Annotated in this window: 13 protein-coding genes and 1 pseudogene; 5 read left to right on the top strand and 9 right to left on the bottom strand. The window is 71.6% G+C overall.

Translation table 11 applies throughout. The annotated features are described in order from the left end of the window. Positions 1–52: 52 nt before the first annotated feature. From efeU to ACZ58V_RS17300, 4 genes and pseudogenes are all read right to left on the bottom strand, one after another. Positions 53–895, bottom strand: coding sequence for an iron uptake transporter permease EfeU (efeU, locus tag ACZ58V_RS17285; RefSeq protein WP_471290632.1), 843 nt, complete (start codon positions 893–895; stop codon positions 53–55). Positions 896–900: 5 nt separating this feature from the next. After that, complete coding sequence (gene efeB, locus ACZ58V_RS17290) at positions 901–2,142, bottom strand: iron uptake transporter deferrochelatase/peroxidase subunit (RefSeq protein WP_471290633.1); 1,242 nt, start codon at positions 2,140–2,142, stop codon at positions 901–903. 12 nt (positions 2,143–2,154) lie between these two features. Beyond that, on the bottom strand, positions 2,155–3,303 hold the full coding sequence (gene efeO / locus ACZ58V_RS17295; protein ID WP_471290634.1) for an iron uptake system protein EfeO: 1,149 nt from the start codon (positions 3,301–3,303) through the stop codon (positions 2,155–2,157). Between the two features lie 97 nt (positions 3,304–3,400). Beyond that, positions 3,401–3,640 (bottom strand): annotated as a pseudogene (locus tag ACZ58V_RS17300) (hemin ABC transporter ATP-binding protein); the annotation flags it as partial. Between the two features lie 202 nt (positions 3,641–3,842). Between ACZ58V_RS17300 and ACZ58V_RS17305 the strand changes: the two are divergent. Continuing rightward, positions 3,843–4,487 carry a PhzF family phenazine biosynthesis protein gene (locus ACZ58V_RS17305; RefSeq protein ID WP_399019440.1) on the top strand — a complete coding sequence of 215 codons (645 nt, stop codon included), beginning with the start codon at positions 3,843–3,845 and terminating at the stop codon, positions 4,485–4,487. A 21-nt stretch (positions 4,488–4,508) separates the two neighbouring features. On the opposite strand, the gene ACZ58V_RS17310 is transcribed toward ACZ58V_RS17305, so the two are convergent. Together ACZ58V_RS17310 and map are read right to left on the bottom strand one after the other, a co-directional pair. Continuing rightward, complete coding sequence (locus ACZ58V_RS17310) at positions 4,509–5,156, bottom strand: biliverdin-producing heme oxygenase (RefSeq protein WP_471290635.1); 648 nt, start codon at positions 5,154–5,156, stop codon at positions 4,509–4,511. A gap of 158 nt (positions 5,157–5,314) precedes the next feature. Then, on the bottom strand, positions 5,315–6,172 hold the full coding sequence (gene map / locus ACZ58V_RS17315; protein ID WP_468190762.1) for a type I methionyl aminopeptidase: 858 nt from the start codon (positions 6,170–6,172) through the stop codon (positions 5,315–5,317). A 58-nt stretch (positions 6,173–6,230) separates the two neighbouring features. Here map and ACZ58V_RS17320 point away from each other — a divergent pair, with 58 nt between their 5' ends. Beyond that, positions 6,231–6,464, top strand: coding sequence for a hypothetical protein (locus ACZ58V_RS17320; protein WP_184596201.1), 234 nt, complete (start codon positions 6,231–6,233; stop codon positions 6,462–6,464). A gap of 325 nt (positions 6,465–6,789) precedes the next feature. On the opposite strand, the gene ACZ58V_RS17325 is transcribed toward ACZ58V_RS17320, so the two are convergent. Next, the gene (locus tag ACZ58V_RS17325; RefSeq protein ID WP_468190758.1) at positions 6,790–7,398 is read right to left on the bottom strand and encodes a hypothetical protein; all 609 of its coding nucleotides are present in this window, start codon (positions 7,396–7,398) and stop codon (positions 6,790–6,792) included. A 148-nt stretch (positions 7,399–7,546) separates the two neighbouring features. Here ACZ58V_RS17325 and npdG point away from each other — a divergent pair, with 148 nt between their 5' ends. Then, on the top strand, positions 7,547–8,266 hold the full coding sequence (gene npdG / locus ACZ58V_RS17330) for an NADPH-dependent F420 reductase (protein ID WP_468190756.1): 720 nt from the start codon (positions 7,547–7,549) through the stop codon (positions 8,264–8,266). A gap of 13 nt (positions 8,267–8,279) precedes the next feature. Further along, positions 8,280–8,513, top strand: a complete 234-nt coding sequence (locus ACZ58V_RS17335) for a hypothetical protein (protein WP_468190754.1) — start codon at positions 8,280–8,282, stop codon at positions 8,511–8,513. Here ACZ58V_RS17335 and ACZ58V_RS17340 read toward each other — a convergent pair. Together ACZ58V_RS17340 and ACZ58V_RS17345 are read right to left on the bottom strand one after the other, a co-directional pair. Further along, positions 8,503–9,300 carry a site-2 protease family protein gene (locus ACZ58V_RS17340; RefSeq protein ID WP_471290636.1) on the bottom strand — a complete coding sequence of 266 codons (798 nt, stop codon included), beginning with the start codon at positions 9,298–9,300 and terminating at the stop codon, positions 8,503–8,505. The two genes, ACZ58V_RS17335 and ACZ58V_RS17340, sit on opposite strands and share 11 nt — an antisense overlap. 97 nt (positions 9,301–9,397) lie before the next feature. Then, positions 9,398–10,198, bottom strand: coding sequence for a recombinase family protein (locus ACZ58V_RS17345; RefSeq protein WP_471290637.1), 801 nt, complete (start codon positions 10,196–10,198; stop codon positions 9,398–9,400). A gap of 72 nt (positions 10,199–10,270) precedes the next feature. Here ACZ58V_RS17345 and ACZ58V_RS17350 point away from each other — a divergent pair, with 72 nt between their 5' ends. Beyond that, complete coding sequence (locus ACZ58V_RS17350) at positions 10,271–13,561, top strand: AfsR/SARP family transcriptional regulator (protein ID WP_471290638.1); 3,291 nt, start codon at positions 10,271–10,273, stop codon at positions 13,559–13,561. The last annotated feature ends 13 nt before the right edge of the window (positions 13,562–13,574 follow it).

Here is a 13,574-nt window from a genome sequence, read left to right on the forward strand (position 1 = left end):
ACGGGTGGGCGCAGCGGCACCTCGTCGCGCCGAGCTGCGCACCCACCCGGCCTCAGCTGTCGCGGGCCGCCGTTGTCGGCGTCCGGCGTTGTCGGAGGCCCGTTGGCGCCAGGAACAGTGCCAGGGTCGGGATCAGGTACAGGAGCCACACCGTCACCTGGAGGACCGTCGGGTCGGGCTGGAAGTTGAACACGCCCTTGAGGAGCGTGCCGTACCAGCTGTCCGGAGGGATCGTGCCGGAGATGTCGAAGGCCTTGTTCGTGAGGCCGGGCAGGAAGTCGGCCTCCTGGAGGTCGTGGAAGCCGTACGCCAAGACGCCCGCGGCGACGACCACGAGCATGCCGCCGGTCCACGTGAAGAACTTCGCCAGGTTGATGCGCAGCGCGCCCCGGTAGAACAGCCAGCCCAGAGCGACCGCTGTCGCAAGGCCCAGACCCACACCGACCAGCGGCCGCGGCGTGCCGTCGCTCGCCGCGTGGACCGAGGCCCAGACGAACAGGGCCGTTTCCAGGCCCTCCCGGCCGACCGCGAGGAAGGCCGTGGCGACCAGCGCGCCCGTGCCCATCGCCAGGGCCGCGTCCAGCCTGCCGTGCAGCTCCGACTTGAGATGGCGGGCCGTGCGGCGCATCCAGAACACCATCCACGTCACCAGGCCGACCGCGAGGATCGACAGGGAGCCGCCCAGCGCCTCCTGGGCCTGGAACGTCAGCTCCTGGGAGCCGAATTCGAGCACGCAGCCGAAGCCGAGCGCGAGGGCCACCGCCACGCCGATGCCGGTCCAGATCGGCTTCAGGGCGTCCCTGCGGTCCGTCTTGACCAGGTAGGCGATGAGGATGCAGACGACCAGGCTCGCCTCCAGCCCCTCACGCAGGCCGATCAGATAGTTGGAGAACATCGGGTCTACGCCGCCTCCCCGGAGAACAGCGTCCGGCCCCACCAGTCGTCCTTGTCGCGGACTCCCGGCGGGACCGCGAAGAGCGCCGAACCCACGTGCTGGATGTACTCGTTGAGCGCGTCCGTGGCCAGGTTGCGCTGGATCGGGATGAAGCCCTCGCGGACGTCCCGCTGGTAGGCCAGGAAGAACAGGCCCGCGTCCAGGCGGCCCAGACCGTCCGTGCCGTCGGTGAAGGAGTAGCCCCGGCGCAGGATCGTCGCCCCCTGGTTGGAGTCGGGGTGCGCGAGCCGGACGTGCGCGTCGGGCTTCATCGCCTTCAGGAACGGCTCGTCGCGCTCCTTCGCCTTGCCGACCGGGGCTCCCTCGCCCTTGTCGCGGCCGAAGATGTCCTCCTGCTCCTGGAGAGAGGTGCGGTCCCATGGCTCGACGTGCATACGGATGCGGCGGGCGACGAGGTAGGAGCCGCCTGTCATCCAGGCCGGGCCGGCCTTCTCGGACACCCAGACGTGCTTGCGCAGACGGTCCGTCTCCGTGCCCGCTATGTTGCGCGTGCCGTCCTTGAAGCCCATCAGGTTGCGCGGGGTCTGCGCCTCGGGCGTCGTCGACGACGTCTTGCCGAAGCCGAGCTGCGACCAGCGGATGACCACCTTGCCGAATCCGATACGGGCCAGGTTGCGGACGGCGTGCACGGCGACCTGGGGGTCGTCCGCGCAGGCCTGGATACACAGGTCTCCGCCGCTGCGGGCCTCGTCGAGGTTGTCGCCCGCGAACTTCGGCAGGTCGACCAGGGCCTCGGGGCGGTGATCCGCGAGGTCGAACTTCTTGAAGAGGGACGGGCCGAAGCCGATCGTGAGCGTCAGGCGGGAGGGCCTGAGGCCCAGGGCCTCGCCCGTGTCGTCGGGGGGCGCCTCGGGCAGACCGCCGTAGGCGCCCTCGCCCACCGGGTGTCCGGCCGTCATCCGCCGGGCCGCGTCCGTCCAGTCCTTCAGCAACTGGACGAACTGCGCGCGGTCGTCGGTCGTCACGTCGAACGCGGCGAAGTGCAGGCGATCCTGTACCGGGGTGGCGATGCCCGCCTGGTGCGTGCCGTGGAAGGGGACCGCGGCTCCGGGGCCTGCTGGGGCTTCGTCGTCGTCGCGGGCCATCGCGACCGCTCCGCCGGCCGCGGCGGCACCGAGCGCGAGGCCCGCGCCGCCCCAGCCGAGCAGCGAACGGCGGGAAGGGGGCTGTGTGTTGGTGTCCGTCATGGTGGCGTCCCGTTACTCGGCGACCGCTGCGGCGAGCTTCGAGAGCGGCTCCGCCAGGGCGTTCACCGCGTCCGACAGCTCCTTGCGGTCGGCCTTGCCGACCTTGTCGTACGAGGTGAAGTCGTACGACGTGGTGTTCGGGCGGTACTTGTCGAGCAGGGTGTTCAGGGCCCCGAACTGCTTGTCCAGTTCGGTGACGAGGGCCGCGTCGTTCTCCTTGGCGACCGGCTTCAGCAGCTCGTACGACTGCTGCGCCCCCTCGACGTTGGCCTTGAAGTCGACCAGGTCGGTGTGCGAGTAGCGCTCCTCTTCGCCGGTGACCTTGCCGGTGGCGACCTCGTCGAGGAGTTCCTTGGCGCCGTTGGCCATGGAGGTGGGGGTGATCTCGGCCTTGCCGACCCGCTTCTGCCAGTCCTTCAGGTCGGTGATCAGCTGATCGGCGAGTTCCTTCTCGCGGTCGCCGATCTTCTTGTCCTGCCAGAGGGCCTTCTCCAGGCGGTGCCAGCCGGTCCAGTCGGTGGCCGGGTCCTGGCCGTCCTCCAGACCGTCCTCGCGGACGTCCACCTTCGGGTCGATGTCGCCGAAGGACTCGGCGACCGGCTCGGTGCGCTCCCAGCCGATGCGGGAGGGGGCGTACGCCTTCTTCGCGGCGTCGAGGTCGCCGTCCTTGACGTCCTGTGCGAACGTCTCGGCCTTGGGCAGCGTCTCGTCGGCCTGGGTCTGGGCGTAGGCGCGGTAGGCCGCGACGGCCTTGTCCAGGCGCGGGTCGCGCTGGACGGCCTTGCCGCCGGTGACCTTGACGGCCTGGCGGATGCCCTTGCCCTTCATGCCGGGCTTGCAGGCGATCTGGTAGTCGCCGGCCTTCACCTCGGCGGTGACGCGCTGCTTGGTGCCGGGGCCTATGTTCTCCCGCTCGGTGACCACGCGGTCGTCGGGGAAGAGGACGTAGACCTCGGTGACCTTGGAACCCTTGTTCTCGACGGCCAGCTCGACGTGCCCGGCCGGGAACTCCTTCTTCGACACCTCGCACTTGTCGTCCGTCGCCGTGACGTGGACGACCTGGTCGCCGTCCTTGGCGTTGCTCTTCTCGGTGCAGCCGGTGACGGCGGTCAGGGCCGCCGCGACGGCGATCGCGAGGGAAGCGGGTCTGGCGGGTCGCATGAGGGCTCCAAGGAAGGGAAGGTGAGGCTCACCTAAGGGCCACATAAGGATTACCTAAGTGGCTCAAAATCGCCCTCAAGAATGAGTCAAGGAGAGGTCAAGGCTCTCGTCGGGGGGTCACCAGGAGCGCTCCCGTCCGGGGGTGTGGGAGGACCTCGACGGGCTGGTCGTAGACCTCGGACAGCAGTCCTTCGGAGAAGACCTCGGCAGGCGGACCGTCCGCCGCGACGCGACCGGCGTACAGAAGCGCGACCCGGTGCGCATGGGCAGCGGCGAGCCCCAGGTCGTGCACCACCACGACCACCGCGTCACCGGCGTGCGCCCTTGACCGGCACAGCCCGGTGCCGGCGGCGACCGGGACCAGGACGAGAAGGGCCGCGACCAGACCGGCGGTCAGCAGTCACGTCGTCGTACGGCGTCTTCGGGGCGGGCTCTCCCCCGGGGCGCTCGTGGTGGGCCTCTCCAGGACGGTCATCCAGCCTTGCCTGCGCTCTCTGTCGGTCGTCGTGGCGGTGAGAAGTTCAAGGCAGAATGCCCTCGTGACTGACTACGACGTACTCCGTGTCTTCTGCGGGCCGCGCGGTGGATACGGCAATGAACTCGGGGTCGTTCGCGAGGGTTCGGTGCTGCCCGAGGAGAGCGAGCGGCAGGAGTTCGCCGCGAAACTCGGCTTCAGCGAGACCGTGTTCGTCGACGATCCCGAGCGCGGCGTGATCGACATCTACACGCCGACCCTGCGGCTGCCCTTCGCGGGGCATCCCTGCGTCGGGACGGCGTGGCTGCTCGACGTGCCCGAACTGGTCGTCCCCGCCGGGGTGGTCGGTGCCCGGCAGGACGGCGAGTTCTGCTGGATCGAGGCGCGGGCGGAGTGGGTGCCGCCGCGCACCCTGCGGCAGTACGGCAGCGCCGCCGAGGTCGACGATCTGGCCGTACCGCCGCCGGGGGAGTGGGTCTACGCCTGGGCCTGGGAGGACGAGCCCGCCGGCCGGGTCCGCGCCCGGGCCTTCCCCGGCCGCGGCGACGGCATCGACGAGGACGAGGCGACCGGGGCGGCCGCCCTGCTGCTCACCGACCGGCTGGGCCGGGCCCTCAACATCACCCAGGGCGCCGGCTCCCAGCTCCTGACCGCGCCCCAGCCGGGCGGCTGGACCGAGGTCGGCGGCCGGGTCCACCTCGAACGCTGAACGGACGGAGGTCTCGCGGTCCTACGCCGACAACGGGAACTCCGCGCCCAGCGCCTGGAACACCGCGTTGTTCAGCGCGTACGCCCGCTTGCACTCGGCCACGGCCCGCTGCCGCTCCAGCTCGTCACCGGGCACCGCGTCCAGCAGCGCGCAGTAACTCCGCTTGAAGGCGGCCGGGTTGGGGATCTGCTCGAAGACGTAGAAGCGGACCCCGTCGCCCTTCTTCGGGAAACCCCACGCCTTCTCGGCCGTGTCGCGGATGATCTGCCCGCCGGAGAGGTCACCGAGGTAGCGGGTGTAGTGGTGCGCGACATAGCCGGCCGGCCAGGCGCGGGCGCACTCGGTGATCCGCTCCGCGTACTCCAGCGTGGCGGGCAGCGCGCTGATCCCCGACCGCCAGCCGGGGCCGCGCAGATACTCCAGGTCCTGCTCCAGTGAGGCCATACGGAAGAGCTCCGGGCGGACGAACGGGCCGGCCACCGGGTCGGCCGCCAGCTGCGCGGCCCCCGACTCCAGCGCCCCGTACACGAACCAGAGCTGCTCCGTGTAGCGCGCGAACGCGTCGACGCCCAGTTTGTGCCCCATCAGGTCGCTCATGAAGGTCGAGCCCCTGACCTCCTCGTGCTGCTCTCGGGAAGCGGTCCGAATGAGGGTCGAGAAGGAATCCATGGGCGATACTTTCTATGGTTAGGCTAACCTAAGTCAATGACCTTGCCGACCTGCTGTCGGTAAACTTCCCGACGCGGCGTCGGTAAAAACCTGCGGACATGAGGAACGGCCCGCCCTCCGAGGAGAGCGGGCCGTACGGCGGTGTGCGTGCGGTGGTGCTACGGCAGCGTGAGGATCTCCGCGCCCGTGTCCGTCACCACCAGCGTGTGCTCGAACTGGGCCGTCCGCTTGCGGTCCTTCGTGACGACCGTCCAGCCGTCGTCCCACATGTCGTACTCGTGCGTCCCGAGCGTCAGCATCGGCTCGATCGTGAACGTCATCCCGGGCTGGATGAGCGTCGTCGCGTGCGGGGAGTCGTAGTGCGGGATGATCAGGCCCGAGTGGAACGAGCTGTTGATGCCGTGGCCGGTGAAGTCCCGGACCACCCCGTAGCCGAAGCGCTTGGCGTACGACTCGATGACCCGGCCGATGATGTTGATCTGCCGGCCCGGCCGGACCGCCTTGATCGCGCGGTTCAGCGACTCCCGCGTCCGCTCCACCAGCAGCCGCGACTCCTCGTCGACCTCGCCCACCAGGTACGTCGCGTTGTTGTCACCGTGCACGCCGCCGATGTACGCCGTCACGTCGAGGTTGATGATGTCGCCGTCGCGCAGGACGGTGGAGTCCGGGATGCCGTGGCAGATGACCTCGTTGACCGAGCTGCACAGCGACTTCGGGAAGCCGCGGTAGCCCAGCGTCGAGGGGTAGGCGCCGTGGTCGCACATGTACGCGTGCGCCACCTTGTCCAGCTCGTCCGTGGTCACCCCGGGGGCGATCAGCTTCGCGGCCTCCGCCATCGCCCGGGCGGCGATCCGGCCGGCGACGCGCATCGCCTCGATCGTCTCGGGGGTCTGCACCTCCGGTCCGGTGTACGGCGTCGGCGCGGGCTTGCCGACGTACTCGGGGCGACGGATGTTTCCGGGCACGGAACGGGTGGGGGACAGCTCCCCCGGTGCGAGCAGCGACTGGCCAGACATGCCAGCGAGTCTAACCAGCGCCCATGGGGGAACATGTCGATGGCGAGAGGAGCTGGTCATGGCCCTGTTCAAGAAGCGCACGGTCGGCAAGCCGGGTGAGTGGTACTACTGCCTGGAGCACAAGAAGGTCGAGGAGGGGCCGGAGTGCCCCAACAAGGACCGGTTCGGGCCGTACGCCTCCCGCACGGAGGCCGAACACGCGATGGCGACCGCCCGCGAGCGCAACCTCCAGTGGGAGAACGACCCCAAGTGGCACGACGCCCCGGCGGGCGGCCGGGACGACACCGCCTGAGCATCTACACCGGCGTCCGGGGGCGGCAGCAGCTGCCGCCCCCGGACGCCGGTGCGCTCCGGCCGGGCACCGGCCGCACGGCACACCCTCCATCGACCGGCTCCGGCTGCTCGCCGCGGGCCGGGTGGCTCGGCGTCGGTTCCCCCTGGGGCGGCGCGCGACGGTGTTCCCCGCGACAGGTCGGCAGACGGCGACGGTGCGGCGCGGCCGGCCCGAGCCGGCGTGAGGGCGCGGGAACGCGTCGGCCGCGCCCCCCCCCGCACCGTGCGTGCGGCGGGCCCTCCCGAGCCGGGGCTTCCCGAGCCAGGCCCTCCCGGGCCCGGACTCACCAGCGCGCGGGCGGTGGGGCCGTCAGATGCTCCGCCAGTCTCGACACCCTGTCCCGGAAGCGGTGGCGGCTTCGCGGGGTCGGAAGGGCGTTCTCGCCGGCCGCCGCGCTGACCAGGTGCTGGACCGTGTCCAGGTCCAGTTCCGAGCCGGTGGGGACGGCCAGGGTCTCGTGGGCCATCGCCGGCAGTTCGCCCGCGTCGGGGCCGAGGGCCAGGACCGTCGCACCGGCGCGGCGGGCGTCGGACACCCGTTCAAGGAGTGGCGCGGCGGGTCCGGGTCCCTCGGGGGACACCACCAGCAGTGTCTCGCCCCGCCGGGCCGCCTCCAGCCGCCCGAGGCCGACCGCCAGGTGCGCCGGGTCGCAGGGGTGCGCGTCGTGCCGTACGAGTGTCGGGGCCAGCTCCGGCGTGCCCGACCACGCCGCCTCGTCCACCAGGTGCGCGGCCAGATGCCACGGCTCGTACTCCGGCGTGCCGACGAGCAGCAGCCCGCCCCCGTGCGACACCACCGACCCCCGCAGAGCCCCGGCGAACCGCCGCGTGGCGCCCAGCCACTCGGTCCCGGCGAGCACTTCCCGCAGCAGCGCGACCCGTACGGCATCCATGCGACCGCATCCTGCCCGAGCCTGCCCCGCACGAGGAGGAAGTCGCCACGGATTCGCCCGGCCCGGGCAGTTGGGTCGCTCACCCGTGCCAGAGGCGAACGGCCGGGGGAGACATCGGGCCCACCGGCGCGGACGTAGAGTCGGGGCCATGACCTCTACCGACAGTGCTGCCACCGACAACGCCCAGAAGGCCCCCGCCAAGGACCCCTGGGACCTGCCCGACGTCTCCGGACTCGTCGTCGGTGTGCTCGGCGGAACCGGGCCCCAGGGCAAGGGCCTCGCCTACCGGCTCGCCCGGGCCGGCCAGAAGGTGATCATCGGCTCGCGGGCCGCCGAGCGCGCCCAGGCGGCGGCCGGGGAACTCGGGCACGGCGTCGAGGGCGCCGACAACGCCGAGACCGCGCGCCGCAGCGACATCGTGATCGTCGCCGTGCCGTGGGACGGCCACGGCAAGACCCTCGAATCCCTGCGCGAGGAACTGTCCGGCAAGCTCGTCGTCGACTGCGTCAACCCGCTCGGCTTCGACAAGAAGGGCGCCTACGCGCTCAAGCCCGAGGAGGGCAGCGCCGCCGAGCAGGCCGCCGCCCTGCTGCCGGACTCCCGGGTCACGGCCGCCTTCCACCACCTGTCGGCCGTGCTGCTCCAGGACCCTGAGATCGACGAGATCGACACCGATGTGATGGTGCTCGGCGAGGTGCGGGCGGACGTCGAGATCGTCCAGGCGCTGGCCGGCCGTATCCCCGGGATGCGCGGCATCTTCGCGGGGCGGCTGCGCAACGCCCACCAGGTGGAGTCGCTGGTGGCGAACCTGATCTCCGTGAACCGTCGCTACAAGGCGCACGCCGGGCTGCGCGTCACCGACGTGTGAGCCGGTGAGGTGCATGGGGGACACTGGTCGTCGTAGCAGTGTCCCCCGACAGGAGTCGACCGAAATGCCCCGCCTTGCTGTTTACGCCCTGATCGTCTGCGTCCTCGCCGTGGCGGCGGCCGTGGTCTCCTTCGTGGAGGGCAGCTGGCTGGGGATCGTCTGGGTGCTGCTCGCCGGACTGTCGTCGAACATGACCTGGTACTACCTCAAGCGCGCCAGGGCGCAGAAGAAGTCGGTCACGGGCTGACCGAGCAGAACTCGCTGCCGCCCTGCCAGAAGCGGTACAGCTCCTGACCGCAGTACGTCTCCATGTCGCTGATCTGGAGCGACTTCAGGATCGTGTCGATCACGTCGAAGAACACGCCGTTCACCGCGGGCAGCCACAGCAGCGCGAACACGAACAGCAGGCCGAACGGCGCGAACGGCTCCACCTGGCGCCGGATCTTGTACGACAGCCACGGCTCGATGACGCCGTAGCCGTCCAGGCCCGGCACCGGCAGGAAGTTCAGCAACGCTGCCGTCACCTGGAGCAGGGCGAGGAAGGCCAGGGCGAACCGGAAGTCGGTCGGCACGCCGTCCAGGGCGTCCAGCCAGAACGGGGCGGTGCACACGATCGCGAACAGCACGTTCGTCAGCGGACCCGCCGCCGAGATCAGACTGTGCCGCCAGCGCCCCTGGATCCGCCCCCGCTCGATGAACACCGCGCCACCGGGCAGGCCGATCCCACCCATGATCACGAAGATCACCGGCAGCACGATGCTGAGCAGCGCATGCGTGTAAGCGAGGGGATTGAGGCTCAAGTAGCCCTTGTCTCCTACGGTGATGTCGCCCGAGTGCAATGCGGTACGAGCGTGCGCGTACTCGTGGAGACATAGTGAAACTACCCAGGCCGAGGTCACGAAGAGGAAGACAGCGAGCCCCGGAGACGCGGCGAAGTCCGTCCACACCGCCCACCCGGTGACCGCGGTAACAGCGGTGATTCCTAGGAAAACGGGGCTGATCCGCTGATCGCGTGTGCGAGAGGCGGTGGTCATGGGTGGGCTCCTGGTGGGTGATGGCGAACGTGCAGTGCGAGTTTCCCAGAGCGGCGAGGCGCGGAGAGTGCGGGTCCCGGCCGCCGTAGGGGCTCGTCTACCTCAGGAACTTCGCAAGGCGTTCCCGGAAGTCCTCGGGGATCTTCGGAACATGGCCGCCGCCTTCTCGCGGGTGGCATCGGACGGTGATGCCGGCGCGGACCAGATCCTCGCCGAATTCGGAGGTTCCCATGCTCTGCCATCGCTCCGCGAACGTGGTACCGAGAGGTGCGAATCGCCAGTGATCCTCATCGACGTCGTGTGACGGATTCGACTCGTCCCTCGCTTCGGAGCGCTGGACGTATACGCGGTGAGCGACGACGACGTTTCCGACTGCCTGGACCAGCATTCTCCGGATGGGGGTGACGATCTCCTCGTCGGGCAGAAACACGTAACCGGGGCACGCCGGGGAGCCGATCCGGGACAGGCAACGGATCTTCTCGGTCACCCGGTACGTCCCGTCCTTGCGCCGTTTCCTGGATGTGTGAAGCTGAAGGTTCTTGCCGCACCCGCCGCATTTGATCACGCCGAGGAGCGGTGTCCTGGGCGTCGCGGACCGTTGGGCTACCGGCGAGGCGGAGCGGGCCAGGGCATCCTGAAGGCGGTCGAAGACTCCCTGGTCCAGCACCGCGTCGGCTACGCGGACGGGACGGCCGTCCTGGTCGTGCACCAAGACTCGCTTCTTGTACGCCTTGCCGGGGACATCCTCGCTGCGCGTCTTCCAGCCCAGCAGGGTGGGGGACGTGAGGATTCCCTTGAGCGTGCGGGGATACCACACGAAGTCCTTGCCGGACTTGTTCCGCCGATACACGTCGGCGGGCGCAGGCAGCCCGCGCTCTTCGTGGCGACGGCGAGACATGGAGCCTTCCGGCCTGGCCACCCAAGGCACGCCGCCGTAATTCCGTAACCGTCTCCCGCACCACCGGAGACAATGGACCCCGTGCGCTACCGCATCCTCGGCACCACGCAGGCGCTCCGCACCGACGGCACGGTCGTTTCGGTGGGCGGGGCGCGGCTGCGTGCGTTGCTGACCGTGCTCGCTCTGCGGGCCGGCCGTACCGTGCCCGTGGGGCTGCTCGTCGACGAGGTGTGGGACGGTGCCCCGCCCGCCGACGGGCCGGCGGCGCTGCAGGCGCTGGTCGGGCGGTTGCGGCGGGCGCTCGGGGCGGACGCGGTCGCCTCCGCCGAGGGCGGGTACCGGCTCACGGCCGCGCCCGACGACGTCGACCTGCACCGGTTCGAGCGGCTGGCCGGCGAGGGACTGCGGGCCCTGGCCGACGATGACGCCGCCAAGGCCGCCGTGATCCTCGACGACGCCCTCGCCCTGTGGCGCGGCCCGGCCCTCGCCGACCTGCCCGACCGCACCGCCGAGGCGGCCCGCCGGGACACCCGCCGCCTGGACGTCCTGCGCGCCCGCCACACCGCCGCCCTCGCCCTCGGCCAGGCCGAGCAGTCCCTGCCGGAGCTGACCGCCCTGTGCGACAGCCACCCTCTGGACGAACCCCTCCAGGCCCTGCGCCTGCGCGCCCTGCGCGACGCCGGCCGCACGGCGGGGGCCCTGGACGCCTACGAGGAGGTCCGGCGGCTGCTCGCCGACCGGCTGGGGGCCGACCCGGGGCCGGAACTGCGCTCCCTGCACGCGGAGTTGCTGAGCCCGGGGGACAGGCGGGACAGGCCCGTAGCCGAGCCTGCCGCCGAGCCTCGGCCCGTCGGCAACCTGCGGGCCCGGCTGACCTCCTTCATCGGTCGCGAGAGCGACATCGAGACCATCCGCGGCGATCTCACCACCGCCCGGCTGGTCACGCTGCTCGGGCCCGGCGGGGCCGGCAAGACACGGCTGTCGCAGGAGGCCGCCGAGACCGTACGGCCCGCCATGTCCGGCGGCGTCTGGCTGGCCGAACTCGCCCCGGTCGACGACCCCGCCGCCGTCCCGGAAGCCGTACTCACCGCCGTCGGCGCCCGCGAGACCGTGCTGTACGGTGCCGGTGCCGAGGGCATCCGGGCCGCCGTGGCCGACCGGCTCGACGACCCCGTCGAGCGGCTCGCCGAGCACTGCTCCCGCCCCGGCATGCTGCTGATCCTCGACAACTGCGAGCACGTCGCCGACGCCGCCGCCCGGCTCACCGAGGAACTGCTGGAGCGCTGCCCGGGGCTCACCGTTCTCGCCACCAGCCGCGAACCCCTGGGCGTACCGGGGGAGTTGCTGCGGCCTGTGGAACCGCTGCCCGAGCCGGTCGCGCTGCGGCTGTTCGCCGACCGGGGCGCGGCGGCCCGGCCCGGCTTCCGCGTCCAGGACGACCCCGAGGCGTGCGCCGAGATCTGCCGGCGTCTCGACGGCCTGCCCCTGGCCATCGAACTCGCCGCCGCCCGGCTGCGGATGCTCACGCCCCGCCAGATCGCCGACCGGCTCGACGACCGCTTCCGCCTGCTCACCTCCGGCAGTCGTACCGTCCTGCCCCGCCAGCAGACCCTCAGAGCCGTCGTCGACTGGTCCTGGGACCTCCTCGACGAGGACGAACGGGACGTCCTGCGGCGGCTGTCGGTGTTCGCGGGCGGCTGCGACCTCCCCGCCGCCGAGGCGGTGTGCGGGCCGGTCGCCCTGGAGGCGCTCGGCTCGCTCGTCGACCGGTCCCTGGTCGTGGCCGCCCCGCCCCGCGAGTCGGCCGACGGCGAGATGCGCTACCGGCTGCTGGAGACCGTCGCCGAGTACGCCGCCGAGCGGCTGGACGAGGCCGGACAGCGCGCCGAGGCCGAGCGCGCCCACCTGACGCACTTCCGCGAACTCGCCCGCGCCACGGACCCGTTGCTGCACGGACCCGGCCAGCTCGCCGCCATCCACCGGCTGGAGCGGGAGTACGAGAACCTGCGCACCGCCCTGCGCCACGCCGTCGCCCTGCGCGACGAGCAGGAGGCGCTCTGCCTGGCGCTGTCCCTCGTCTGGTACTGGCAGATGCGCGACCTGCGCATCGAGGCCCGCACCTGGTGCCGCGAGGTCATGGCCCTCGGGCCCGACCCCTTCACCGAGCCCGTCCGCCGCGCCGCTCCGGTCTGGCAGCGCTGCACCGACGCACCGCCCCCGATGACCGGCGAGGTCCTCCAGGAGGCCCGGCGCGGGATCCATCTGGCCCATCTCGCCTGCATGGACACCGAACTGGACGCCTGGCAGACCCCGCGGGCCCAGCGGAAGCTGCGGACCATCGCCGAGACCTACGAGCCCGGCCTCCCGCAGACCTGCCGGCTCCCCGGCCTGCTCTGGTTCTTCGCCGTGATGCTGACCGGCGACATGGACCGGCTGCGCGTCATCATGGACGCGTCCGTCCGCACCTGCCGGGAGACGCCCGGCTTGGAGTGGGAGCTGGCGTCCGGCCTCCAGATGCGGGCCAACTTCCTCGCCAACCGCACCGACTGGGCGGGCGACGCCGCCCGGGACGCCGACGAGTCGCTGGAGATCTACCGGAGCCTCGGCGACGCCTGGGGCACCGCCGAGGCCCTCTCCGCGCGCGCCGAGGCCCATGAGCGCAAGGGCGACTACACCCTGGCCGCCGCCGACTACGAGGAGGCCATCGGGCACGCGGAAGGCGTCGGCGCCCGTGCCCAGGCGGCCGTCCTCGGCGCCCGGCTGGGCAGCGCCCTGCTGGAGGCCGGCGAGGGTGAGCGCGGCGAGCGGCTGCTGCGCGAGGTGATCGCCGAGCGCGAGGACACGCACAGCGAGGCCATGCCCGCCGCCCGTCTGTTCCTGGCCGGTTGGCTCGGCATGACCGGCCGGGCACCCGAGGCACGCGAGCACCTGCGGCGGCTGCGCCAGGACTTCCGTATCGCCAAGTTCATCGTCTTCGACGCGTTCATCCTCGGCGCGGAGGCCTGGCTGGACTCCCTGGAGGAGCGCCACGAGGAGTGCCTGGACCGGATCCGCAAGGCGCTGGAACGGGCCGGCGACCCGCTCTCCACGGCCATCGCACCCCATATGCGCTCGGTGTACCTGGCCATCGCGGCCGGATCCCTGGCCGCCCTCGACGGCGGGCACCGCGCCCGGGACGCGGCCCGCTGCCTCGGCGCCGCCGCCGCCCTGCTGCCGCCCGGCCACGTCGCGGCGCGGCAGGAGCGCGAGGCGCACGGGCAGGCGGAACGGCGCGCCCGGGCGGTACTCGGCGACCGGGCGTACGAGACCGCGTACGCGGAAGGCGGCGGCCTCTCCGTCGAGGAGGCCACCGCCCTGGTCTGACGCGAGCCGGGAC

Source organism: Streptomyces sp. NPDC040589 (assembly GCF_055594445.1).